General features: G+C 59.8%; 22 protein-coding genes and 1 pseudogene. 18 read left to right on the top strand and 5 right to left on the bottom strand.

Translation table 11 applies throughout. From position 1 onward, the window contains the following. Window positions 1–19: 19 nt before the first annotated feature. The 4 genes from AC2FM5_RS03330 to coxB all read right to left on the bottom strand — a co-directional run bounded on the left by AC2FM5_RS03330 (window position 20) and on the right by coxB (window position 2,703). Entirely contained in the window at window positions 20–595 is a 576-nt protein-coding gene (locus AC2FM5_RS03330) for a cytochrome c oxidase assembly protein (RefSeq protein WP_093962748.1), read from the bottom strand. Beyond that, window positions 595–756 carry a cytochrome c oxidase system small membrane protein gene (locus AC2FM5_RS03335; protein ID WP_170337538.1) on the bottom strand — a complete coding sequence of 54 codons (162 nt, stop codon included), beginning with the start codon at window positions 754–756 and terminating at the stop codon, window positions 595–597. The genes AC2FM5_RS03330 and AC2FM5_RS03335 overlap by 1 nt, the downstream gene beginning before the upstream one ends. Further along, complete coding sequence (gene cyoE / locus AC2FM5_RS03340) at window positions 753–1,709, bottom strand: heme o synthase (protein ID WP_496733890.1); 957 nt, start codon at window positions 1,707–1,709, stop codon at window positions 753–755. Before cyoE ends, AC2FM5_RS03335 begins: the two co-directional genes overlap by 4 nt. A gap of 82 nt (window positions 1,710–1,791) precedes the next feature. Next, on the bottom strand, window positions 1,792–2,703 hold the full coding sequence (gene coxB / locus AC2FM5_RS03345) for a cytochrome c oxidase subunit II (RefSeq protein WP_170358200.1): 912 nt from the start codon (window positions 2,701–2,703) through the stop codon (window positions 1,792–1,794). 176 nt (window positions 2,704–2,879) lie between these two features. Between coxB and tldD the strand changes: the two genes are divergently transcribed. The 5 genes from tldD to AC2FM5_RS03370 all read left to right on the top strand — a co-directional run bounded on the left by tldD (window position 2,880) and on the right by AC2FM5_RS03370 (window position 9,870). Beyond that, entirely contained in the window at window positions 2,880–4,301 is a 1,422-nt protein-coding gene (tldD, locus tag AC2FM5_RS03350) for a metalloprotease TldD (RefSeq protein WP_170443515.1), read from the top strand. Between the two features lie 228 nt (window positions 4,302–4,529). Beyond that, window positions 4,530–5,660 (top strand): DNA-processing protein DprA, encoded by a 1,131-nt coding sequence (gene dprA / locus AC2FM5_RS03355; protein ID WP_496733894.1) that lies wholly within the window; start codon window positions 4,530–4,532, stop codon window positions 5,658–5,660. Window positions 5,661–5,809: 149 nt separating this feature from the next. Beyond that, window positions 5,810–8,425, top strand: coding sequence for a type I DNA topoisomerase (topA, locus tag AC2FM5_RS03360; RefSeq protein ID WP_496733896.1), 2,616 nt, complete (start codon window positions 5,810–5,812; stop codon window positions 8,423–8,425). 114 nt (window positions 8,426–8,539) lie between these two features. Then, entirely contained in the window at window positions 8,540–9,244 is a 705-nt protein-coding gene (locus AC2FM5_RS03365) for a CoA transferase subunit A (protein ID WP_496733899.1), read from the top strand. Beyond that, on the top strand, window positions 9,244–9,870 hold the full coding sequence (locus AC2FM5_RS03370; RefSeq protein ID WP_170358191.1) for a CoA transferase subunit B: 627 nt from the start codon (window positions 9,244–9,246) through the stop codon (window positions 9,868–9,870). Before AC2FM5_RS03365 ends, AC2FM5_RS03370 begins: the two co-directional genes overlap by 1 nt. 50 nt (window positions 9,871–9,920) lie before the next feature. Here the strand turns inward: AC2FM5_RS03370 and AC2FM5_RS03375 are convergent, their stop codons facing one another. After that, window positions 9,921–10,787, bottom strand: coding sequence for a lytic transglycosylase domain-containing protein (locus tag AC2FM5_RS03375; RefSeq protein ID WP_496733915.1), 867 nt, complete (start codon window positions 10,785–10,787; stop codon window positions 9,921–9,923). A 353-nt stretch (window positions 10,788–11,140) separates the two neighbouring features. Here AC2FM5_RS03375 and AC2FM5_RS03380 point away from each other — a divergent pair, with 353 nt between their 5' ends. The 13 genes and pseudogenes from AC2FM5_RS03380 to AC2FM5_RS03440 all read left to right on the top strand — a co-directional run. Continuing rightward, the gene (locus tag AC2FM5_RS03380; RefSeq protein ID WP_170358189.1) at window positions 11,141–11,368 is read left to right on the top strand and encodes a Flp family type IVb pilin; all 228 of its coding nucleotides are present in this window, start codon (window positions 11,141–11,143) and stop codon (window positions 11,366–11,368) included. A 244-nt stretch (window positions 11,369–11,612) separates the two neighbouring features. Further along, window positions 11,613–11,864 (top strand): hypothetical protein, encoded by a 252-nt coding sequence (locus tag AC2FM5_RS03385; protein ID WP_170337531.1) that lies wholly within the window; start codon window positions 11,613–11,615, stop codon window positions 11,862–11,864. 277 nt (window positions 11,865–12,141) lie between these two features. Then, window positions 12,142–13,023 carry a Flp pilus assembly protein CpaB gene (cpaB, locus tag AC2FM5_RS03390; RefSeq protein WP_170337530.1) on the top strand — a complete coding sequence of 294 codons (882 nt, stop codon included), beginning with the start codon at window positions 12,142–12,144 and terminating at the stop codon, window positions 13,021–13,023. A gap of 196 nt (window positions 13,024–13,219) precedes the next feature. Beyond that, window positions 13,220–14,626, top strand: a complete 1,407-nt coding sequence (locus AC2FM5_RS03395) for a type II and III secretion system protein family protein (protein ID WP_093963039.1) — start codon at window positions 13,220–13,222, stop codon at window positions 14,624–14,626. Between the two features lie 16 nt (window positions 14,627–14,642). Beyond that, window positions 14,643–15,272, top strand: a complete 630-nt coding sequence (locus AC2FM5_RS03400; protein WP_170358185.1) for an OmpA family protein — start codon at window positions 14,643–14,645, stop codon at window positions 15,270–15,272. 197 nt (window positions 15,273–15,469) lie between these two features. After that, window positions 15,470–16,705 carry a CpaE/TadZ family protein gene (locus AC2FM5_RS03405; protein WP_496733903.1) on the top strand — a complete coding sequence of 412 codons (1,236 nt, stop codon included), beginning with the start codon at window positions 15,470–15,472 and terminating at the stop codon, window positions 16,703–16,705. 27 nt (window positions 16,706–16,732) lie between these two features. Continuing rightward, window positions 16,733–18,184, top strand: a complete 1,452-nt coding sequence (locus AC2FM5_RS03410) for a TadA family conjugal transfer-associated ATPase (RefSeq protein WP_170337913.1) — start codon at window positions 16,733–16,735, stop codon at window positions 18,182–18,184. Between the two features lie 11 nt (window positions 18,185–18,195). After that, on the top strand, window positions 18,196–19,164 hold the full coding sequence (locus AC2FM5_RS03415; protein WP_170362931.1) for a type II secretion system F family protein: 969 nt from the start codon (window positions 18,196–18,198) through the stop codon (window positions 19,162–19,164). A 10-nt stretch (window positions 19,165–19,174) separates the two neighbouring features. Further along, window positions 19,175–20,158 (top strand): type II secretion system F family protein, encoded by a 984-nt coding sequence (locus tag AC2FM5_RS03420; protein ID WP_093962760.1) that lies wholly within the window; start codon window positions 19,175–19,177, stop codon window positions 20,156–20,158. A 4-nt stretch (window positions 20,159–20,162) separates the two neighbouring features. Beyond that, a complete protein-coding gene (locus AC2FM5_RS03425; RefSeq protein WP_170337528.1) occupies window positions 20,163–20,744 on the top strand; it encodes a tetratricopeptide repeat protein in 582 nt (193 codons plus the stop codon). Window positions 20,745–20,773: 29 nt separating this feature from the next. After that, on the top strand, window positions 20,774–21,625 hold the full coding sequence (locus AC2FM5_RS03430; RefSeq protein ID WP_170358176.1) for a tetratricopeptide repeat protein: 852 nt from the start codon (window positions 20,774–20,776) through the stop codon (window positions 21,623–21,625). Window positions 21,626–21,628: 3 nt separating this feature from the next. Beyond that, window positions 21,629–22,174 (top strand): prepilin peptidase, encoded by a 546-nt coding sequence (locus AC2FM5_RS03435; protein ID WP_170368829.1) that lies wholly within the window; start codon window positions 21,629–21,631, stop codon window positions 22,172–22,174. Window positions 22,175–22,291: 117 nt separating this feature from the next. After that, a pseudogene (locus tag AC2FM5_RS03440) lies at window positions 22,292–22,997 on the top strand (ATPase); the annotation flags it as partial.

Below are 22,997 nucleotides of genomic sequence, written 5' to 3' on the forward strand. Positions count from 1 at the left end.
CGTCCCTCACCTACAGGCGTTAGTTCGTGTTTGTTTCTGCCTGCGCATCCAGGGCGGCATAGCCCTCGGGCAGGTCTATTTCATAGAATGTATACGACAGCGTGATCGTATGAACATACTGTGCTTCGGGGTCTTCCACCATTTCGGGGTCGACGAAGAAAGTTACGGGCATCTCGACGCGTTCGCCGGGCTCCAGAACCTGCTCCTCAAAACAGAAACATGCGATCTTCTGGAAGTATCCGCCGGCGGAATAGGGCGTCACGTTGTACGATGCCTGTCCCGCAACCGGCTTGTCGGTCGGATTGTATGCTTCGTAAAAGGCCAGACCGGTCTCACCGATACGCACCTTCATCTCTCGCTCGACGGGTTTGAATTCCCACGGCATGTCCTTGGCCTTGGAGGCGTCGAAGCGAACGGTCACCACCCGGTCGAGGATATCGTCGGGCGTGGCCTCGGCAACGCCGGTGGTGCCCCCGAACCCGGTGACCCGACAGAACCAGTCGTAGAACGGCACGGCCGCCCAGGCCAGGCTGCCCATCAGAACAACCAGACCAACGGTCTGTGCAACGGTCTTCTGCGGTCCGCTCAAAGCCATCAGTTCTGAACCTCCTCGCTGGGCACGCCGAAATCGCTGCCCGAGACCTTGACGATGGTCAGGCCGAAGATGATCACGATGAACGCCGCCAACGTCAGCCCGACACCCAGGTTGCGGCCGAAGCGACGCTGGTGCAGCTCATGGCTTTTGCGCAGGCTCATGACCAGCCTCCCAACCCGTAGGGTTTCAGCAGCGCCTCGGCGAGGATCGCGCCGAAATGCAGGAACAGGTACAGCAGCGACAGCTTGAAAAAGCTGCGCTCGACCTTGAAATTGTCCGCCTCCGCGTCGTCTTCGGTGCGGCGCGAGATGGCCCATGCCCCCCGCAGGAACAGAGCGTTCAACACCACGGCAACAGCGAGGTAAATCGGCCCACCGATGCCCGAGAACGCCGTGCCCACGGCCAGCAGAGCCAGCAATGCGCTATAGACCAGAATATGGGTCCGCGTGGCGCGGCGTCCATGCGTTACGGTCAGCATCGGCACGCCGGCGTCGTCATAATCCGAGCGCATGAACAGCGCCAGCGCCCAGAAATGCGGCGGGGTCCACATGAAGGTCAGGGCAAACATCAGCCACGGCTCGAGCGTCATCGAACCCGTCGCTGCAACCCAGCCGATTACCGGCGGGAAAGCGCCCGCGGCGCCTCCGATCACGATGTTCTGCGGCGTCAGGCGCTTGAGCCACATCGTGTAGATCACGACATAGAAAAAGATGGTAAAGGCCAGAAACGCGCCCGCGAACCAGTTGGTCGCCAAGCCCAGCATGATCACCGACAGACCCGACAGGGCCAGGCCCAGTGCCATCGCCTCGCCGGGCTCGACCTTGCCCGACGGGATCGGACGGCCCTTGGTGCGCTTCATAACCTTGTCGATATCCGCGTCCCACCACATGTTCAACGCGCCCGAGGCGCCGCCACCTATGGCGATGAACAGGATGGCGCAAAAGCCGACGAACGGATGTACCGGCACAGGGGCGGCCAGCAGACCCACCAACGCGGTGAATACGACAAGCGACATCACCCGCGGCTTGAGCAGGGCGAAATAGTCGCCAAAGCCGGCCTCGTCCGCACGGGATTGTGCGGCAAGTGTGCTGGCATTGATGCTCGCGTCGGTCATGTCAGGTCCTTGTGGTGCGAAAGCTGCGCGAAACCCGCGCAGCCTGTCCCTGGTTTCGATCGGGCCTCAGGCCCCGGGATCGTCAGTTCGAGGCGATCTGGAACGACGCCGGCTGGCCGGCGTATTCGTCCAACGCGCCCTGCAGCCATTCCTGATAGGCTTCTTCGCTGACGACTTTGACGGTAATCGGCATGTAGGCGTGGTCCTTGCCGCACAGCTCGGAGCACTGCCCGAAGTAGATGCCTTCCTTGTCGGCCTGGAACCACAGCTCGGCCAGACGGCCCGGAACGCCGTCCTGTTTGACGCCAAACGCGGGGATCGTCCACGAGTGGATCACGTCGGCCGCGGTGACCTGCATCACAACCACCTTGTTGACGGGAACCACGACGGCGGTGTCGGTGGCCAGCAGCCACTCATCCTCGCTGTAGCCGGCATCGGCCAGCTTGGCGCGCATCGCATCGTCCAGAACGAACGGGGTCACATCCGCATCGGCGGGGCGTGCACCTTCGTCCAGGGTGGCCGGGTGACCCAGCAGGTAGCTGTCGAACGCAAAGTTGTGATCGACATACTCATAGGTCCAGTACCACTGGTTGCCGGTCACCTTGATGACGACATCACCCTCGGGGATTTCCTGCTGTTTGAACAGCACCGGCAGCGAGAACGCACCGATGAAGACCAGGATCAGGATCGGGCCGATGGTCCAGGCAATTTCGACCGGGGTGTAGTGCGAGAACCGCGCCGGGGTCGGGTTTACACGCTGGTTGTAGCGCACGATGCAGTATACCAGCAGGCCTGCGACCAGCAGACAGATCGCAGTGATGATAACCAGAATCATACCATCAAGGCGGTGAATCCCTTCGGCCAGGCTGGTGGCCGCCGGCTGGAAGCCCATGCCGCCGTCGACCGGCTTGCCGATGATCTCAAGATCCTGAGCCATGGCGGGAAGGCTGGAGAGGGCTGCGAACACCCCCGAAAGCATCAAAGCATTCTTCATTTTCTGTCCTGATCGTTTGATCTTTGCGTCTCTGGCGAACAGGTGTGAATCGGTCACACCTCTCCCGTTGTCTTTGGCCGCGTTAAAAACCATATTCCGGGAGGTAGATAAAGCAAAATGCTTGCGTCAAACAGACGCTATTTTTGATCTGGATCAAACGCGAAAGGCCGCAACCCATGACTCAAGCCCCGTTTCGCCCGTTCGAGACCGCATTGCCGCATGACGAGGCACTGGCCGTACTGCGCTCGGCCACCGCCGGGGCCGAAGACGGCGAGCTGTTTGTAGAGCGTCGGAAATCCGAAACACTTGCATTTGACGATGGACGCCTGCGCACCGCATCTTACGATGCGTCCGAGGGATTCGGGCTGCGTGCCGTGCAGGGTGATGTGGCCGGTTATGCCCACTCGACAGATGTATCAATGCCCTCGCTGAAACGTGCTGCGGAAACCGCCCGGCTGGCGGTTGGTGACGGAGGAGGCACTTTGGCCGACGCGCCAAGGCGCACAAACAAACAGCTTTATACGGATGCAGACCCGATCGAATCCGCCAGCTTTCCGGTCAAGGTCGAGACTCTGCGCGAAATCGACGGATTTGCGCGCGATCTGGACCCCAGGGTGGTTCAAGTCAGCGCCGTGATCGCCGCGTCCGTGCAAGAGGTCGAGATACTCCGCCCCGATGGCACCATGGTACGCGACGTTCGTCCGATGACCCGCCTGAACGTGTCGGTCATCGTCGAACAGAACGGCCGGCGCGAAAGCGGATCGGCCGGAGGTGGTGGCCGCGTTGGTCTGGACGGCCTGATTGACCCGTCCGATTGGCAGGACAAGGTCCGAGAGGCGCTGCGCATTGCTTTGGTCAACCTTGACGCCGTTGCCGCTCCGGCCGGCGTGATGGAAGTCGCACTGGGCCCCGGCTGGCCCGGCATCCTGCTGCACGAGGCCATCGGGCATGGGTTGGAAGGAGACTTTAACCGCAAGGGGAGTTCGGCCTTTGCCGGGCTGATGGGGCAGCGGATCGCCTCCAAGGGCGTGACCGTGGTGGATGACGGGACGATCCCGGATCGTCGCGGATCGATCACCGTGGATGACGAGGGGACACCGAGCTCGCGCACCGTGCTGATCGAAGACGGCATCCTGACTGGCTACATGCAGGACCGGCAGAATGCGCGCCTGATGGGCGTGTCCCCCACCGGCAACGGGCGCCGGCAAAGCTATGCGCACAAACCGATGCCACGCATGACCAACACGATCATGCTGGGCGGCGATGCCAACCCGGCGGATCTGGTGGCCGAGATCAAGGACGGTATCTGGGCCGTGGGTTTCGGCGGCGGCCAGGTCGACATCACCAACGGCAAATTCGTGTTCAGCTGTACCGAGGCCTACCGGGTCGTGAACGGCAAAATCGGCGCGCCGGTCAAGGGCGCAACGCTGATCGGCGACGGTCCTTCAGCGTTGAAACGTATCCGGGGTCTGGGCAACGACATGGCCCTGGATCCCGGCCTGGGAACCTGCGGCAAGGACGGTCAGTGGGTGCCCGTGGGTGTGGGTCAACCCACAGTGCTGATGGAGGGGCTGACGGTCGGAGGATCGGCCGCCTGATGCGAATCGCGCGCCTTCGGCCGGCATCATGGTTAATCCGTGCTGCCGGCCACAAAAGGAATGAACCGTAGCGCATCGAAATAGGCGGCCTGAGAAAAGTTATTACTTTCAAATATTTGCGCGCCCGTTCCGCGAAACCCACACTGGAACACGCTAAAATTTTCTGCGATTCACAAGCTGTTAACCCGTCACGCCGTAAACCAGTTCTGCAATCAGGCGGAGCGACGGATGACCGAAGAGCAGCTTTCTTCCAATCACCCCCCACTCCCACCCACCACGGAAGAGGACCGGTTTTCCTGGCTTCGCCTGTTGCGCTCGCGCAAGGTTGGCCCGGCAACGTTCCGGCGCCTGATGCACGAACATGGCTCGGCGCAGAATGCGCTGGCCGCGTTGCCGGAATTGGCACGCGCTGCCGGAATTGAAGGGTATGAAATATGCCCGCCCGGCGTCATCGAGGCGGAACTCAAGGCCGCAAAAACCGCCAAAGCGCGGCTTTTGTGCCTTGGGGCCGCCGACTATCCAATGGCACTGACCGATCTGAACGATGCCCCTCCTATGCTTTGGGCAATAGGCGACGTTTCGATGCTTCAGCGCCCTATGATCTCGCTTGTTGGTGCCCGCAACTGTTCGTCCTTGGGAACCAGGATGGCGCGGGCTCTGGCAGGGGGGTTGGGTGAGAGTGGATATGTAGTCGTCTCCGGCATGGCCCGCGGTGTCGACACTGCCGCGCATCTGGCCACGCTGCAAACGGGAACCGTTGCGGTCATGGCAGGTGGCGTCGACATCGTCTATCCGGCGGAAAACAAGGAACTGGCGCGCGACATCGCGACCAGAGGATTGCGCATCTCCGAACAACCACTGGGCGTGACCCCGCAGGCCCGCCACTTTCCTCGCCGCAACCGGATCATATCGGGTCTGTCTCAGGCCGTCGTCGTCGTCGAGGCTGCCGCCAAGTCCGGCAGCCTCATCACGGCGCGCGACGCACTGGACCAGGGACGCGAGGTTCTTGCCGTGCCCGGCCATCCGTTCGACGCCCGCGCCGCCGGCTGCAATCTTCTGATCCGCGAAGGCGCCACACTTGTCCGCTGCGTGCAGGATGTAATCGACGCCCTGCCACCGCAGCCGCGCAGAGCGCCCGAACCTGCCCCCGACACGGCGCCCGTCGCGCAGACAATCACTCATCCCGAGACGCTCCACGCCCGAATCCTGGAACGATTGGGGCCTTCGCCCTTGGCCGAGGACCAGTTGATCCGGGATGTCGATGCGCCTGCCAGTGTGATCGGCCCCGCTTTGACCGATCTGGAGCTGGATGGATTGATCCGTCGCCAGCCGGGCGGGTTGCTGAGCCTCGCCGTCTGATCTGCCGAGGTGGTTCCAACCCGGGCAAACGGTCTCAATTAGGCCGGATTTCGGGCCTTTCAGACTGTGCATTGACAAATCCATCTTGCCCTACACATTTTGCACGGCCATAGAAGGCGCCCAATCCGTCGAGCGAGGTTTTTAACTAAATGCCTGTAGTTGTTGTAGAATCCCCGGCCAAAGCAAAAACGATCAATAAATACCTTGGCCCCGACTACACGGTCCTGGCCTCGTACGGCCATGTTCGCGACCTTCCTCCGAAGGATGGATCGGTGGATCCCGACCACGAGTTTTCGATGACTTGGGAGGTCGGCACGGACAGCCGCAAACACGTCAAGGCCATCGCCGACGCACTCAAGGACGACAACGCGCTGATCCTTGCCACCGACCCCGACCGCGAGGGCGAGGCGATCAGTTGGCACCTGCAGGAGGCGCTGACCAAACGCCGCTCGATCAAGAAGGACACGGCCGTCAGCCGCGTGACGTTCAACGCCATCACCAAGGATGCGGTGACCAAGGCCATGCAGAACCCGCGCGAGGTGGACATGCCGCTGGTCGAGGCGTATCTGGCCCGGCGCGCATTGGATTACCTGGTCGGCTTCAACCTGTCGCCGGTTCTGTGGCGCAAGCTGCCCGGCGCGAAATCGGCCGGCCGCGTGCAATCGGTCTGCCTGCGCCTGATCGTCGAGCGCGAGATGGAGATCGAGGCGTTCAAACCCGTCGAATACTGGTCGGTAAAGGCGCTGTTCGAAACGCCGCGCGGCCAGACCTATGAGGCGCGGCTGGTCACGCTGGCCGGCAAGAAGCTGGACAAGCATGACATCGCCAACGCCACCCAGGCCGAACTGGCGGTGCAGGCCATCACCAGCCGCGCGCTGAGCGTGACCTCGGTCGAAGCGAAGCCAGCCGCGCGCAATCCCAGCGCCCCGTTCATGACCTCGACCCTGCAGCAGGAAGCCAGCCGCAAATTCGGCATGGGCGCCCGCCACGCGATGCAGGTGGCGCAGCGTTTGTATGAGGCCGGGCACATAACATACATGCGAACCGACGGCATCGACATGGCCCCCGAGGCCGTCGCCGCCACGCGGGACGCGATCAAGGACCGGTTCGGTACCGAATACGTGCCGGACAGCCCGCGCATGTACAAGAACAAGGCCAAGAATGCGCAGGAAGCGCACGAATGCATCCGGCCCACGGACATGACCAAGGATGCGGCCGCCCTGAAACTGTCGGATGACGATCAGCGCAAGCTGTACGATCTGATCTGGAAACGTACGATCGCCTGCCAGATGGCCGCTGCGCGGCTGGAACGCACGACCGTCGAAATCGGCAGCGATGACGGTCAGGTGGGGCTGCGCGCCACCGGTCAGGTCGTGCTGTTCGACGGATTCATGCGCGTCTACGAGGAAGGCCGCGACGATGTCGAGGACGAAGATGACAAGCGCCTGCCCCAGATCATGCAGGGTGATCCGGCGCGCTTTGCCAAGACCACGCTGAAGGATCAGTTTGACAAGGCCACCGCCGACGGCGCGGACAAGAAGGCCATCCTGTCGGAAAACCAGGCGGTTCTGGCGCTGCAACACCACACCCAGCCGCCGCCGCGCTATACCGAGGCGACCCTGGTCAAACGGATGGAGGAGTTGGGCATCGGGCGACCCTCGACCTATGCCTCGATCGTCACCACGATTCAGGACCGCGGTTACGTCCGCAAGGACAAGAACCGCCTGATCCCCGAGGAAAAGGGCCGGATCGTCACGATCTTCTTGCTGAATTTCTTCCGCCAGTATGTGGGATACGAATTCACTGCCAACCTCGAAGAGCAGCTGGACGAGGTGAGCGCCGGCGCCCGCGACTACAAGGACCTGCTTTCCAAGTTCTGGCGCGATTTCTCGGCCGTGATCGCCGAGACGTCAGAGCTGCGGATTTCGGAAGTGCTCGACAAGCTGGACGAGGCACTGGCCCCGCAGTTGTACCCCCCGCGCGAGGATGGCTCGGATCCGCGCATCTGCCCCAAATGCGGGGTCGGACGGCTGCACCTGAAAACCTCGCGGACCGGCGGATTCGTGGGCTGCGGGAACTATCCCGAATGCACCTATACCCGCCCCATCGCCGGTGAAGGCGCCGAGGGCGAGGAACGCATGCTGGGCATGGATGGCGAGGATGAGATCTGGCTGAAATCCGGACGCTTCGGCCCCTATGTCCAGCGCGGCGAAGCCACGCCCGAGAACAAGAAACCGCCGCGCGCCTCTTTGCCCAAGGGTTGGAGCAAGGATGACATGGACCTTGAGAAGGCGCTGACCCTTCTGAGTCTGCCGCGCGAGATTGGCGAACACCCCGAGGGCGGTATGATCAGCGCCAATTTCGGGCGCTTCGGTCCCTATATCATGCATCAGCCGCCGGATGAGGCAAAGCCGGTCTATGCCAACCTCAAGGATCCCAACGACGTGTTCGAGATCGGCATGAACCGCGCCGTCGAACTGTTGGCGGAAAAACGCGCCAATCCCGGGCGGCGCGGACGGACTGCGGCCAAACCGCTGAAGGAACTGGGCGAGCATCCCGACGGCGGCGCGATCCAGGTTCTGGACGGGCGCTATGGGCCTTATGTGAAGTGGGAAAAGATCAACGCGACCCTGCCCAAGGACATCAAGCCCGAGGACGTGACGCCCGAAATGGCGGTGGAACTTGTCAATGAGAAGGCGGCCAAGAAAGGCACCCGCAAAAAGGCCGCGCCCAAGAAGAAAGCCACCAAGAAGAAAGCCGGCTGATCCCGGCCCCCGCGGGCGGTTAGGTAGAAATACCACCCGCCCGCAGGTTTCATTGACTTCCCAATGACGTGGCGGCACAACCTGCCCATCACCATGTCATTGGGGGAGTTTTCCATGAAGAAAGTCTATGCCAATGCCACCGAGGCCCTCGATGGGATACTTCGGGATGGCATGCTGATCGCGGCCGGCGGGTTCGGCCTGTGCGGCATTCCCGAATTGCTGCTGCAGGCGATCAAGGAATCTGACGTGAAGGATCTGACCTTTGCCTCGAACAACGCAGGCGTCGACGACTTCGGCATCGGCATCCTGCTGCAGACGCGGCAGGTCAAGAAGATGATCAGCTCGTATGTCGGCGAGAACGCCGAGTTCATGCGCCAGTACCTGTCGGGCGAGCTTGAGCTGGAATTCACCCCGCAAGGCACCCTGGCCGAGCGCATGCGCGCCGGCGGCGCGGGCATCCCGGGCTTCTACACCAAGACCGGCGTCGGCACCGTGATCGCCGAGGGCAAAGAGCACAAGGAGTTCAACGGCGAGACCTACATCCTCGAGGAAGGGATCTTTGCCGATCTGGCCATCGTCAAGGCATGGAAGGCCGACGACACCGGCAACCTGGTGTTCCGCAAGACCGCCCGCAACTTCAACGTGCCGGCCGCGACCTGCGGTAAGATCTGTGTGGCCGAGGTCGAAGAGATCGTGCCGCGCGGTTCGCTGGACCCCGACTGCATCCACCTGCCCGGCATCTATGTGCACCGGGTCATTCAAGGTCAGCACGAGAAGCGCATCGAACAGCGCACCACCCGCAAGAAGGAGGAAGCGTAATGCCCTGGGACCGCAATCAGATGGCCGCGCGTGCGGCCGAGGAACTGGAAGACGGCATGTATGTGAACCTCGGCATCGGGATTCCGACGCTGGTGGCGAACTATGTGGGCGACAAGGACATCACCCTGCAATCGGAAAACGGCATGCTGGGCATGGGCCCCTTCCCCTATGAGGGCGAAGAGGACCCCGACCTGATCAACGCCGGCAAGCAGACCATCACCGAACTGCCCCGCACCGCCTATTTCGACAGCGCCACGTCCTTTGCCATGATCCGCGGCGGCAAGATTGCGGCGGCGATCCTTGGCGCGATGGAGGTCGACGAGAAAGGCGATCTGGCCAACTGGATGATTCCGGGCAAGCTGGTCAAGGGCATGGGCGGCGCCATGGACCTGGTGGCCGGGGTCGGACGGGTCATCGTGGTGATGGACCACACCAACAAGCACGGCGACAGCAAGGTGCTGAAGGAATGCACCCTGCCGCTGACCGGCAAGGGCGTGGTTGACCGCATCATCACCAACCTGGGCGTGCTGGACGTGGTCGAAGGCGGGTTGAAGATCGTCGAACTGGCCGATGGCGTCAGCGAAGAAGAGATGCGCGCGGCGACTGAGGCGACCATCGCCGGCTGACTTCTGAGCAAACAGAGAAACCGAAAGGCCCGCCAATCGGCGGGCCTTTTTTAATTCATGGACTGAAAGACGCACCCGTCGGAAATCAGCATAGGCGGAGTGGCACACAACGCTCGGGCCACCTGGAAGGCGGCAAGAACCTTGGGGACATAGTCGCGCGTTTCAGCATAAGGCGGAACGCCATTGTGCTTTCGCACCGCGCCTTCACCGGCGTTGTATCCCGCCAGGACGAGAATCGGGTCGTCGTTGAACTCACCCATCAGCCAGTCCAGGTATTTCACGCCGCCGGCGATATTCTGTTCCGGCAACATGCTGTCGGTCACGCCGAACCGCTTGGCCGTGGCAGGCATCAGTTGCATCAAACCCTGTGCTCCAGCGGAGCTGACGGCAGTGGGGCGACCACCTGATTCAACGGACATGACCGCAAGGACCAGCGCTGGCGACACTTTTGTTCCTACAGTCGTACGGAGAATATCGACCCCGCGCTGCTCGACGATCTTCTGAAGGTTCTGCAGCCGCGGAGATGAAATCTGGGTCGTCGCCAAAGCCTGCAGGGCTTCGTCAAGGCGGCCTGGGCCGGCTCGGGTCATATCTGGCGATACCTTGTCCCAGAACGCCTTGTACGCGCCCACGGGGGTCTTTTTCTTCATTATGTCCGGAAAGGCCGCCGGAGGGACTTTGGTCCGGGCTATGATATCGGGCACGACCAAATCGGGACCCGTGCTGGGCGCTGAAGGTGTTGATGCGTGTTCTTGCGGACTGATCTGTACCGTCACTCGCGGGCGTTCCCCCGCTTTGGGAGCCTTGATCCGTTTGTAAACGCCGCGTGGCTCGATATCCGCAGCAGGTGCCGGAGCCGCCACGGCAACCAGCAACGCCAAAACGCCGGCGCATGTCAGTGCGTCCCGGAAAATCATTTCTGCCTGCCTCATCTGTTCTTTTGAGTTGATTTGATACGCGAATCTTCCCGCAAGGCCAGAAAAACAAAGCGAATTGGGGCGGTTTTGCCTCATTTGGCGCAATTTTGCACCGCCGAAACAGCGTGGCGGGTTGGTGTGGAAAATTTTTTATTATTTATTTCAATGAGTTAACATATTTGTGACCAAAAAGTTAAGCCTGAGGCAAAAAATTCGTTGTTTGGCCCAATTCCTGCCACGCACGAGGGGCAAACATAGTGCCATACCGAGACGGTCATGAGCCGACTGAGAGATGAAGCTCTGAAAGACCCCGAGGTTTTATTGACTTTTTGATCCTTTAGGAGGGACGTAACATGATCAAGTTCATCAAGAACTTCCGCAAAGACGAAGACGGCGCCGTAACTGTTGACTGGGTCGTTCTGACCGCAGCCGTTGTTGGCCTGGCAGCCGTTGCTTACCAGCAGATCGAAGGCGGCGCGACCGGCCTGGCAACCGACGTTTCCAGCGCCCTGACCAGCGCAACGATCAGCACCGGTTCGAACACGGCAGCTGGTGGTATCACCACCGCTGGCAGCAACTAAGCTGACTTCATCCCAATCGGGATACAAGGCCGCGCCTGAGGGCGCGGCCTTTTCCTTTTAAGCAAGACAGACGCTGCGCATCGGATTTCGGGTGCCGGGCCAAGCATGGCCCACGTTTGGCCCAATTTCCGCCACGGAGACCGCGTTTAAGTCTTTGATAACTAGTATTTAGGTGCCCGCGAGAATTCTGGTCGCCATCAGAAACCGGAACTGGGCGGAATCACTCTGTCAGGAGGGACGCGAAATGATCAAGTTCATCAGGAACTTCAAAAAAGATGATAGCGGTGCGATCACCGTCGACTGGGTGGTCCTGACCGCAGCCGTCACCGGCCTGGCAGCGATTGCCTACGCTTTGATCCAAGGTGGGACCGAGGGCTTGGCTGACGATGTTGAGGCGGCCCTTTCCGACTCGGCAATCAGCATCAGCACCGGCGACAGCAACACGGCCGTTGGTGGGATCATCACCGGTGGATCGAACGGATCCGGCGGCAACTGATTTTCGGGAACTTGGCCGACCGGCCACATGACAACCGCGCCAGCCGGGCGCGGTTGTTCACGTTTGCCCCCTGCCTTCTCCGCACCGCGCAACCCATGCTGGGATACAGCAGACGCCACGTCACGAGATGCTCGTTCGCAACGTTCTGTGCCAATAAAACAACGAAAAATATCCATTTGTCCCACATTTCGACACAATTCCGATTTAGGAAATATGCTGTTTCAATGTCCTGCCCGGACCGATACAGGTCCGGCCAGAGCAATAAAGAGGTATACGCATGCGAGCTGTATTTGGTCTTGTCCTGATCGTCGGGGTCGCCCTGGCTGGCGGTGCGGTCTATATGGCCCGCAACTATATTGCCGAGTATCAGAACGCCCTGGCGCGTGAACGGCAGATGGCCGAAGAGGCCCTTGCCAACGCCAAGGTCGACGTCGTTCCGACCGTCGGCGTGATCGTATCTGAACGTCCGCTGAAATACGGCGAGCGCCTGACCCAAGAAGATGTGCGCGTCGTGGAATGGCCTGAGAATGCGGTTCCGGAAGGTTCGTTCACCGATATGACGGCTCTGTTCCCGGAAACCGGCAACAATGAACGCTTCGTTCTACGCACCATGGAAAAGGACGAGGCCATCATGGAGGTCAAGATCACCCGGCCGGGTGAGCTGGCCGGCCTGACCTCGCGTCTTGAAAAAGGTATGCGCGCTTTCGCCATCAGTGTTGATGTTGCCTCGGGCGTTTCGGGCTTTCTTCGCCCCGGCGACGTTGTTGATGTGTACTGGACCGGATCGCTGCGCAGCGCGGTCGAAGGGGCAAACGGGGAAATCACCCGCTTGATCCAGACCAATATCGAGTTGATCGCCGTCGATCAGACGGCAGGATCGGATGTCACCGGCACGACCATTGCACGGACCGTCACCGTTGCCGCCACGCCGGAACAGATCGCGGCCCTGGCGCAGGCGCAAAACACCGGACGCCTGTCTCTGGCCTTGGTCGGGGTTCAGGATGAAACCATCGCAAGTGCGATCGAAGTTGACCAACGCAAACTGTTGGGAATCGAAGAAGCAGCCCCCGCACCGAAGAAAGAGGCAGAGAAGGTCTGCACCATCCGGACTCGCCGCGGCGACCAGATCGTCGAGACCCCGATCCCCTGCACAAACTGACGCCCATTCAGAGCGTTACCATGCCCGAGCCGCGCATAATGCGCGGCTCGTTTCGTTTGGGTTGTTGCGCATTGTCCACATAAGGAAAATTCCAGAAACCCTTGATTATTGCAATAAATCCGGAATTCGCGCAGAGTTCGTCACCATAGGGCATAAGACCCAAAAAAATAGAGTGGTGATCGGAGAGGCAGGTCACATGACAATACGTTCCTTGATTGGTTCGACCCTTTTGGGGTTGGCCCTAGTTCTGAGCCCGGTCGGCGATTCCGCCTGGGCCCAAAATCTTCGCGTGGTCAAAAAAGGCACGGCGGAAACGCTGGATGTGCCCATGAACCGCGCCATCGTGGTTGAAAGCGAACAGCCGTTTGCAGAGCTCAGCATCGCGAATGCCGGCATTGCGGACATCTCGTCGCTTTCGGACCGCACAATCTACGTCTTGGGCAAGGCACCAGGCATGACGACGCTGACATTGTTTGACGGCGCCGGAAACCTGATCACGAACGTCCGCGTTCGCGTTGCGCCCGATGTGACCGAATTCAAAGAGCGCCTGCGCCAGATTCTGCCAAATGAGCGAATCGAAGTGCGTACCGCCAATGACGGCATCGTTCTCTCGGGCACGGTCTCCAGCGCAGCCAAACTGGCACGTGCTCTGGAACTGGCCGAGCGCTATGCTCCCGAGCGTGTGTCGAACCTTATGAATGTCGGCGGCGTACAGCAGGTCATGCTGAAAGTCCGCTTTGCCGAGATGAACCGGTCGGTCGCCAAGAACCTGTCCGCCTCGCTTGGTTTTTCCGGCGGTGACGCGACCGGTGGTATCAACACGCTGAACAACCAGTTGTCCCTGAGCAACGCGTTGGCCAACAACATCCCGGCGGTTCAGTCGAATACTGGCGCGATTCTGTTCGGCTTTGGCGCAGGCTCCACCCAGGTCCGGCTGCTGCTGGAAGCGCTGGAAGCCAAGGGCCTGGCCCGTAGCCTGGCCGAGCCCAACTTGTCGGCATTGTCCGGGCAGGAGGCAACCTTCCTCGCCGGTGGTGAAGTGCCGATTCCGGTTCCTCAGGATGACGGTGTGGTTGCCATTGAATACAAGGCTTTCGGTGTCGAAATCGACTTCGTTCCGCGCGTCGTCGACGGTGACCTGATCAACCTTGAGATGGCGGCAGCGGTGTCCAGCATCGACACCAGCTCGAACTTCACCATCAACGGTGACACGGTCCCCAGCTTCATCACGCGCCAGACCAGCACAACGGTCGAACTGCGAGATGGTGAGAGCTTTGCGATCGCCGGCCTGATTCAGGACGACTTTACCGACCTGAGCAACCAAATCCCGTGGTTGGGTGACGTACCTGTTCTGGGTGCATTGTTCCGCAGCGCGGAGTACCAGCGCGAGCAGAGCGAACTGGTGATCATCATCACCGCGCATCTGGTTTCCCCGACCCGGGGCGAAGCCCTGGCGCTGCCGACCGACCGCGTGAAGCCGCCCAGCGAATTCGACCTGTTCATGAACGGCAGAACTGCCCGGACGGAACGGGTTGGTAATGGAGCCGCATCGGAAGTCGCCAAGCAGGACTTTGGCAATTCCTACGGCTACGTCCTGGATTGATAGGGAGGACAGACCAATGCAGAAGTGGATCATCACACTGGGTCTTACAGTCGCTGTCGCCAGCTGTACCCGTGAGGCCGGCTATGAAGTGGACCAGGGCGCATTCGGCAACGCAACGCTGAACAATATCCAAGTCATGAACGGCGAGTTGACCTATGGCCAGATCCTGGCGCAGCGATTCGCTGCCGAGGTTCCAACCCAGATCAACTTTGCGTTTGACAGCGCGCAGCTGGACTCGGCAGCACGCCAGATTCTGCTGTATCAGGCGAACTGGATCAAACAGTTCCCCGAAGCGCGTTTCCGCGTGTACGGCCACACCGACGCCGTCGGATCCCAGTCCTACAACAACAGTCTGGGTCTGCGCCGCGCGCAAGCGGTCGTCAACTTCTTCGCGCAACAGGGTATTTCCCGCTCGCGTCTGGAAGCTGTTGTTTCGTATGGAAAAACGCAGCCACTGGTGGCCACGCCAAATCGGGATCGCCGCAACCGCCGCACCGTTACCGAGGTGTCGGGTCTGGTCGATCGCCATCCCAACATCTTGGACGGCAAGTATGCTGACTTCGTTTATCGCGAGTACATCGAAAGCGCGACATTCAAGAGCCAGCTGCGCCGCGAAACGGCCATCGGCGAAACCAGCGAACAATAATCAGAGATTGGGCGGCATCGTCGCCCAATTCCCTACAATTGGTTTTTTTGCGCCCAATTCTTGCCCCACTTCCACGCAACATTGTGAACAATTGGGTGACCTGCGGCCAGAATTGACCGCTTAGGGCGACAGCAAGCTGAAACACGGACTGGTATTGTATCGACGTTTGCTGCGCTCTCACGACGAGGATTGTGTTAATGACGAGCGCAACGCCGCAAAACGACGACACCGGCATTCTGGCCTGTACCATCAGCCGAGATGTCCAGAACTTCGACCTGCTGATCGAGGACATGGAAGCCGCTTTGGGCGAGCGCTGGGGTGACCTTGGCTTTGCCGAGGCCCTTGCCTTTTTCAGCCAGCCTGAAGCTGAGTCTCTTCAATTCGTGGCCCTCGCGATCGACGGTGAGGACGAGGACAATCTGACCTTGATGGGTGAGATCATCACCCAGGCCAAGGAAAAGAAGATCAAAGTCGTCCTGATTGCCGAGGACGTGACCCCCGCCGCTCTTCATCAGTTGCTGCGAAAGGGTGCCGATGAATTCGTCCCCTACCCTCTTCCCGAGAACGAACTGCAGGAAGCGATCGACCGCATGAATGCGCCAGAACCTGTCGTGACTCCGCAACAGGTTTCCGTCCCGCTGGCCGCAGGAGCTTCGAAAGAAGGCGCTTTGTTTGTTGTTCAGGGCTTGGCCGGTGGTGTCGGTGCAACGACTCTGGCCGTGAACCTGGCCTGGGAATTGGCCACCGTATCGCAAAAGGATGCACCCAAGGTCTGCCTGATCGACCTGGATTTGCAATACGGAACCATCTCGACCTATCTGGACCTGCCCCGCCGTGAAACCGTGTTCGAAATGCTGTCGGACACCGTGGCCATGGATGACGAAGTGTTTGGGCAAGCACTGCAGACATTCGACGAGAAGCTGGATGTTCTGACGGCCCCTACCGACATGGTGCCTCTGGATATTCTCACGCACGAAGACATCCAGCGGGTGATCGACATGGCCCGCAAGCACTACGACTATGTCGTGGTCGACATGCCGAAAACGCTGGTGCACTGGTCCGAGACCGTTTTGCAGGCTGCGCATGTCTATTTTGCTCTGATCGAACTGGATATGCGGTCCGCTCAGAACGCGTTGCGTCTGAAACGTGCCCTTCAAGCCGAGGAATTGCCGTTCAACAAACTTCGCTTTGCTTTGAACCGCGCACCCAAGTTCACGGATCTGAGCGGTAAAAGCCGCGTCAAGCGCATGGGTGAAAGCCTGGGAATCTCGATCGACCTGCAACTGCCGGACGGCGGCAAGCCGGTCATGCAAAGCGGCGACCATGGTCTGCCTTTGGCCAGCTCGGCCGGCAAGAACCCTCTTCGCCGCGAAATCGCAAAGCTGGCGCAATCCTTGCACAGCCTCGGCAGCAACAGCGCTGAAGCGGCATAACAAAGGCTATTAGGGGGAGAAACCGCCGTGTTCTCACGTTACAAGAAACCATCAGGTGCGCAGCCGGTTACGACCCCTGCACAAGCCCCCAAGGCCGCCGAAGCCCCGGCTGCTCCGGCAGCTGCCCCCTCGCCGTCCACCGCGATTGCCCGCAAACCGGTGGCCAAAACCGCCGCGGAAGCCAAGGGCAACGACCGCGAACGCAAGCGCAAGGAACGGCTGAGTGAAATCAAGATCGAGCTGCATCGGGAACTTCTGGAAAACCTGAACCTGGCGGCTCTGGAAAACGCAGCCGAAGCCGAACTGCGCACCGAAATCAGCGCGATTGCGAGCGAGGTTCTGGAAGCTAAGAACATCGTTCTGAATCGCGAAGACCGGACCCAGTTGAACAAGGAATTGTACGACGAAGTCACCGGTCTGGGTCCGCTTGAAACACTGCTTCAAGACGACTCGGTCAGCGATATTCTGGTCAACGGCCCGCATCAGATCTTTGTTGAACGCTTCGGCAAGCTCGAATTGAGCGACGTATCGTTCAAAGACGAAAAGCACCTGATGCGGATCATCGACAAGATCGTGTCCGCCGTTGGTCGCCGGGTCGATGAATCCAACCCCTATGTTGACGCCCGTCTGCGCGACGGGTCACGTTTCAACGCCATGGTTCCGCCGATCGCGGTGGACGGGTCCCTGGTTTCCATCCGGAAATTCAAAAAAGACAAGCTTGGCATCGACGACCTGGTCAATTTCGGCGCGTTTACCGAGGAAATGGCCGCGTATCTTCAGGCCGCCGTCTCCACTCGTCTGAACATCATCGTGTCTGGTGGTACGGGTTCGGGTAAGACGACCACGCTCAACGCGCTGTCCAGCTTCATCGATGACGCAGAACGCATTCTGACCATCGAGGACACGGCGGAACTGCAGCTGCAGCAAACCCATGTGGGTCGGATGGAAAGCCGCCCGCCCAACGTGGAAGGCAAAGGCGAAGTCAGCCCGCGCGACTGTCTGAAGAACGCTCTGCGGATGCGCCCTGACCGCATCATCGTGGGCGAAACGCGCGGCGCCGAGGTGATCGACATGCTGCAGGCCATGAACACTGGCCATGACGGCTCGATGACCACGATCCACGCCAACTCGGCCCGCGACGGTATTTCGCGTCTTGAAAACATGATCGCGATGGCCGGGATCGAAATGCCGATCAAGGCCGTGCGCAGCCAGATCGCAAGCGCTGTGAACCTGATCGTCCAGGCCAGCCGCCTGCAGGATGGTTCGCGCCGCATGACCTCGATCACCGAGATCACGGGAATGGAAGGTGACGTAATCTCGATGCAGGAAATCTTTAAATTCCAACGAGTTGGCCTGACGCCCGACAATAAGATCATTGGTCATTTCACGGCCACCGGCGTTCGCAGCCACTATTCCGAACGGTTCCGTCTGTGGGGGTATGACCTGCCCGCATCGATCTACGAACCGACGACAATGTAGGAGATCAGGGCATGCAACTGCCAACCGAGGCGCTCATCTATGTCGCGATCTTCGTCGGGGTTCTGGCGCTGGTCGAAGGTATCTATCTGGTGGCTTTTGGCAAATCCATCAGCCTGAACAGCCGCGTCAATCGCCGTCTGGACATGATCGACAAAGGCGTCGGGCGCGAACAGGTTCTGGAGCAGCTGCGCAAGGAAATGCAGCAGCACATGAAGTCGCAGAGCATTCCGCTCTACTCGCTGTTGGCCGACAAGGCCCAGAAGGCGGCGATTGCCTTCAGCCCGCGGCAACTGGTCATGATCATGGCGCTGGTGTCCATGGTCGCGTTCATGGGCCTGAGCATCGGCACCAGAACCGACACCATCCTGCGTGCGGCTCTGTCGATCGCAATCGGTGTCGGCGCTGTCTATGCCTGGGTCAATCACAAGGCCAAGAAGCGGATGGGCATGCTTGAGGAGCAGTTGCCCGATGCAGTGGAACTGATGGTGCGCTCACTTCGGGTCGGCAACCCTTTCGTTTCGACGATCCAGATCGTCGCGAACGAGGTGCAGGATCCGCTTGCGACCGAATTCGGCGTGATTGCCGACGAATGCGCCTATGGCCGTGACGTGGGCGAGGCGTTGAAGGACATGGCCGAACGTCTGGACATGCAGGATTTGCGCTTTCTCGCGGTCGCCGTTGGCATCCAGCAGCAGTCGGGCGGCAACTTGGCCGAGATCCTTGATGGGCTTGCCAAGGTGATCCGTGCACGGTTCCGTCTGTTCCGCAGGGTCAAGGCGATCACGGCCGAGGCGCAGTGGTCGGGCAAGTTCCTGTCGGGGTTCCCACTGTTTTGCCTGGTTTTCATTCTGGTCAAGGACCCCGGGTATTATGACTCGGTTCTGGACCACAAATGGTTCATTCCTGCCTGTTTTGTCGTGGGGATCATGCTGACGCTGAACCTGATCGTCATGCGCATTCTCACCAACATCAAGGTCTGAGGGCACGACCATGGAATTTCTGACCCAAATCAACGATATGCTGACGGATCAATTGGGCGAGTTCGGCCCGCTGATCGTCGTCGGCGTGCTGGGATTGTTCATGGTTCTGGTGACCATTCCGATCCTCTTGAACCAGCCGGAAGATCCCTTGAAAAAGCTGCAGCGTGCAAATGCTGCACCCAAAAAGGAAAAGCGCGGCAAGAAGGATCAGCTGCGCAACTCCGGCCGGAACGAACAGCTTGAAAAGTTCGCGACCTTCCTCGAGCCGAAAGATGAAGAAGAATACTCGGCCATGGAGCTCAAGCTGCGCCAGGCCGGTTACCGCTCGAAAGACTCTGTTCGGTTCTTCCACTTTGCGCAATTTGCGTTGGGGATCACCGGGATCGTTTTGGGTGTTCTCCTGGTGACCGTGTTTTCAAACGGGCAGGAATTCACCGGCCAGCAAATGATGATCCGCGTTCTGGTACCGGGTGCCATTGGATACTACATCCCCAAATACTGGATCACGCGCCGGATCGAAGAGCGCAAGGAGAACATTATCGCGGGCTTTCCCGACACGCTTGACCTGATGCTGGTCTGTGTGGAAGCCGGTCAGTCTCTGGACCAGGCGATCGTGCGTGTGGCCGGCGAGATGAAAGCCTCCTACCCCGATATTGCCCAGGAATTCGAGATCGTCGCCTATGAGATGAAGGCCGGCAAAGAGAAGGATCAAGTTCTGCGCGATTTCGGGACGCGGTGCGGCGTCCAGGATGTGAGCTCTTTCGTGACGGTGATGATCCAATCGGCCACATTCGGTACGTCGATTGCCGACGCCCTGCGGGTTTATGCCGGCGAGATGCGCGACAAACGCGTCATGCGCGCCGAAGAAGCCGCGAACAAGTTGCCAACGAAAATGACCCTTGCCACAATGATGCTGACGGTGCCGCCGCTGCTGATCATTCTGGTCGGTCCCTCGGCAAAAGGCATCATGGAGTTCGGTAACAGAGGCCAATAAGCCCATGCCCTCACGCAACCGGTGCGCCCGCTTCGGGCTCCACCGCCTGATGATAGCCACCGCGGTTCTTGCCGTGGTGGCTTCTTGTACGGACCCAAGTCTTTCGAACGGGCCTTTCGCCCCCGGCGTCGACCCCAAAGGTGGGCCGATTGACGAAATTGCTGTCGGGAACCGATTGATGGCAGCCGGTGAATACGAACTGGCCATGGAATCGTTCACCCGCGCGGCCCTGACGGAAGGGATGACCCCGGAAATCCTGACCTCGATCGGAACCGCCAATCTCGGCCTCAGGCGGCTGGGACAAGCCGAACCCCTCTTGCGACAAGCGGTCGAGGAAGACCCGGATTGGTCGGTTGCGTGGAACAATCTCGGCGTTCTGCTGATGGAAAAAGGTGAGTATGCCGAGGCCGCGCAGGTCTTCCAAAGGGCCTATGCGCTGGACAATGGCGAAAGTGACGCAATCCGTGACAATCTTCGCTTAGCGCTCGCAAAAATGGAAAATCCTGTTAATAATACACCACAAGAACAAGAATATACGCTGGAGCAGCAAGGGAACGGAGCTTTCCTGCTGCGGAAGAACCAGTAACAGAGGCAAGAGCAGTAAGGGACGCAAAAATGCGCCAACAATTCCTGATTCCGACAGTCGTCGTGTGCGGGCTGATCCTGTCTGCATGCGCAAAAGAAACCGAAGAGGAAAAGGTCGAACGCACGTTCCAGGAAGTGAACGTCATCGATGAGACGAACCTCAACGACGTGATGCTCAATGCGGCTGACCCGAACGAGGCAGTGACCTATTTCCGTGGAGCAGCCGGCAAGAATCCAGATCGAATCGATTTGCAGCGCGGCCTTGCCATTTCGCTGACTCGCGCCAAGCGCAGCACCGAAGCATCGGCTGCCTGGAAGCGCGTGACCGCGATGTCCGGTGCAACGAACGCGGATCGCGTCGATTATGCGGACTCGTTGGTCCGCAGTGGTGATTGGAAGGCGGCAAAGGCAGCGCTGGACCAGATCCCCCCGACCTACGAGACGTTCAAACGCTATCGGCTTGAAGCCTTGGTGGCAGATGCCAGCAAGGATTGGAAGCGTGCGGACCAGTTCTATGAAACCGCAATCGGGCTGACCACACGACCGGCCGGCGTGATGAACAACTGGGGGTATTCCAAGTTGACCCGTGGCCAATACTCTGAGGCCGAACGCCTGTTCACCGAAGCCATCCGACAGGACAGTTCACTGTTCACGGCAAAGAACAATCTGGTTCTTGCCCGCTCGGCCCAGGGGAATTATTCCATGCCGGTGATCCCGATGTCCCAGACCGAACGTGCGGAACTCTTGAACACGATGGGCATCTCGGCCGTGAAGCGCGGTGACATCAACACTGCCAAGAACCTGTTCCGAGAAGCTATCGCCACCCATCCGCAGCATTTCGACGAAGCGGTCCGGTCGCTCCGCGCGCTCGAGGAAGCATAAGGCATGGCAATTCCTGCAGTGGCAGCCCTGTGGTTTCTACCATTTGTGCTGCCCATCTGTTTCTATGTCGCGTTCACCGACATGCGGGAAATGAAGATCAAGAACCATGCGGTCACAGCTCTGGCGCTGGTTTTTGTGGTGGTCGGGCTGATTGTGCTGCCACCTTGGTCGGGCGAATGGGTTGGGGCCAGCATCGGGCCCTTGCAGTTTTCTCTGCCGGTCTATGCCTGGCAGCTGTTCCATCTGGTGGTCGTGCTGTTTTTTGGCATTCTTCTCAATGCCGCAGGCGCCATGGGTGCGGGCGACGCCAAGTTCTGCGCGGCTGCGGCTCCGTTCGTATGGGTTGGTGATTTCTTGCTGGTGATGGTGATTCTGATGGTCACGACGCTGGCCGCGTTTGCCACCCATCGGCTGGCCAAATACTCTCGCCTGCGCCAGATCGCTCCGAACTGGGAAAGCTGGGATCAGGGCAAGAAATTCCCCATGGGGCTGGCCTTGGGTGCGAGTCTTGGCATCTATTTGATTTTGGGCGCAATTAACGGCTCGTAAACCATCATGTCTGCGCCTTGCCCGCGCCTTGGTCCTGCCACAAAGCTGCGCCAGATTTTCCGCAAGTGGTCCCTTTCGGGACACAAGGATTGACAACTGGATATACGAGCCGCGCTCATGAACATGCAGACCTCATCCGTTATGGCTCCTCCTGCCCCGAAGGGTCTGGGGGAAATGCAGCTTCCGCTTGTTATGATGCGGGACATCCTTCTGAAGACCGTTTTCCGCAAGAATGTGGACACGGTGAGCGAGATCGCCGCCTCGATCTGTCTGCCGAGTTCGGTGACGCAGGAATTGGTCGACATCGCCCGCGAACAGAAGCTGCTTGAGGCGACTGGGACATTGAACGCCAACAGCGGCAACGAAATGGGCTATCAACTGACCGACGCCGGCAAGGCACGGGCGTTGGACGCGCTGAGCCAATCCGAATACTTTGGCGCCATGCCCGTTCCGCTGGAAGTCTACCGCGAGCAGGTCAAACGACAGTCGATCCGGAACATCCAAGTCACGCGCGATCAGCTGACCGGCGCCATGGGGCACCTTGTCCTGCCGGACAGCCTGCTTGACCACCTGGGCCCTGCGGTCAGCGCCGGTCGCTCGATCCTAATGTACGGCCCGCCGGGTAACGGTAAGTCTTCGATTTCAAACGGAATTCGGGATGCGTTGGGTGACAACGTCTTTGTTCCGTATGCCATCGAATATGCCGGTCAGGTGATTACCGTGTACGACCCGATCGTGCACACAGCGATCGAGCAAGAGGCTGACGACCCGAACAGCCTGCGCCGCCGCAAGCGGTTCGACACGCGGTACGTCCAGTGTGAAC

Source organism: Ruegeria sp. BHSA162, assembly GCF_059613385.1.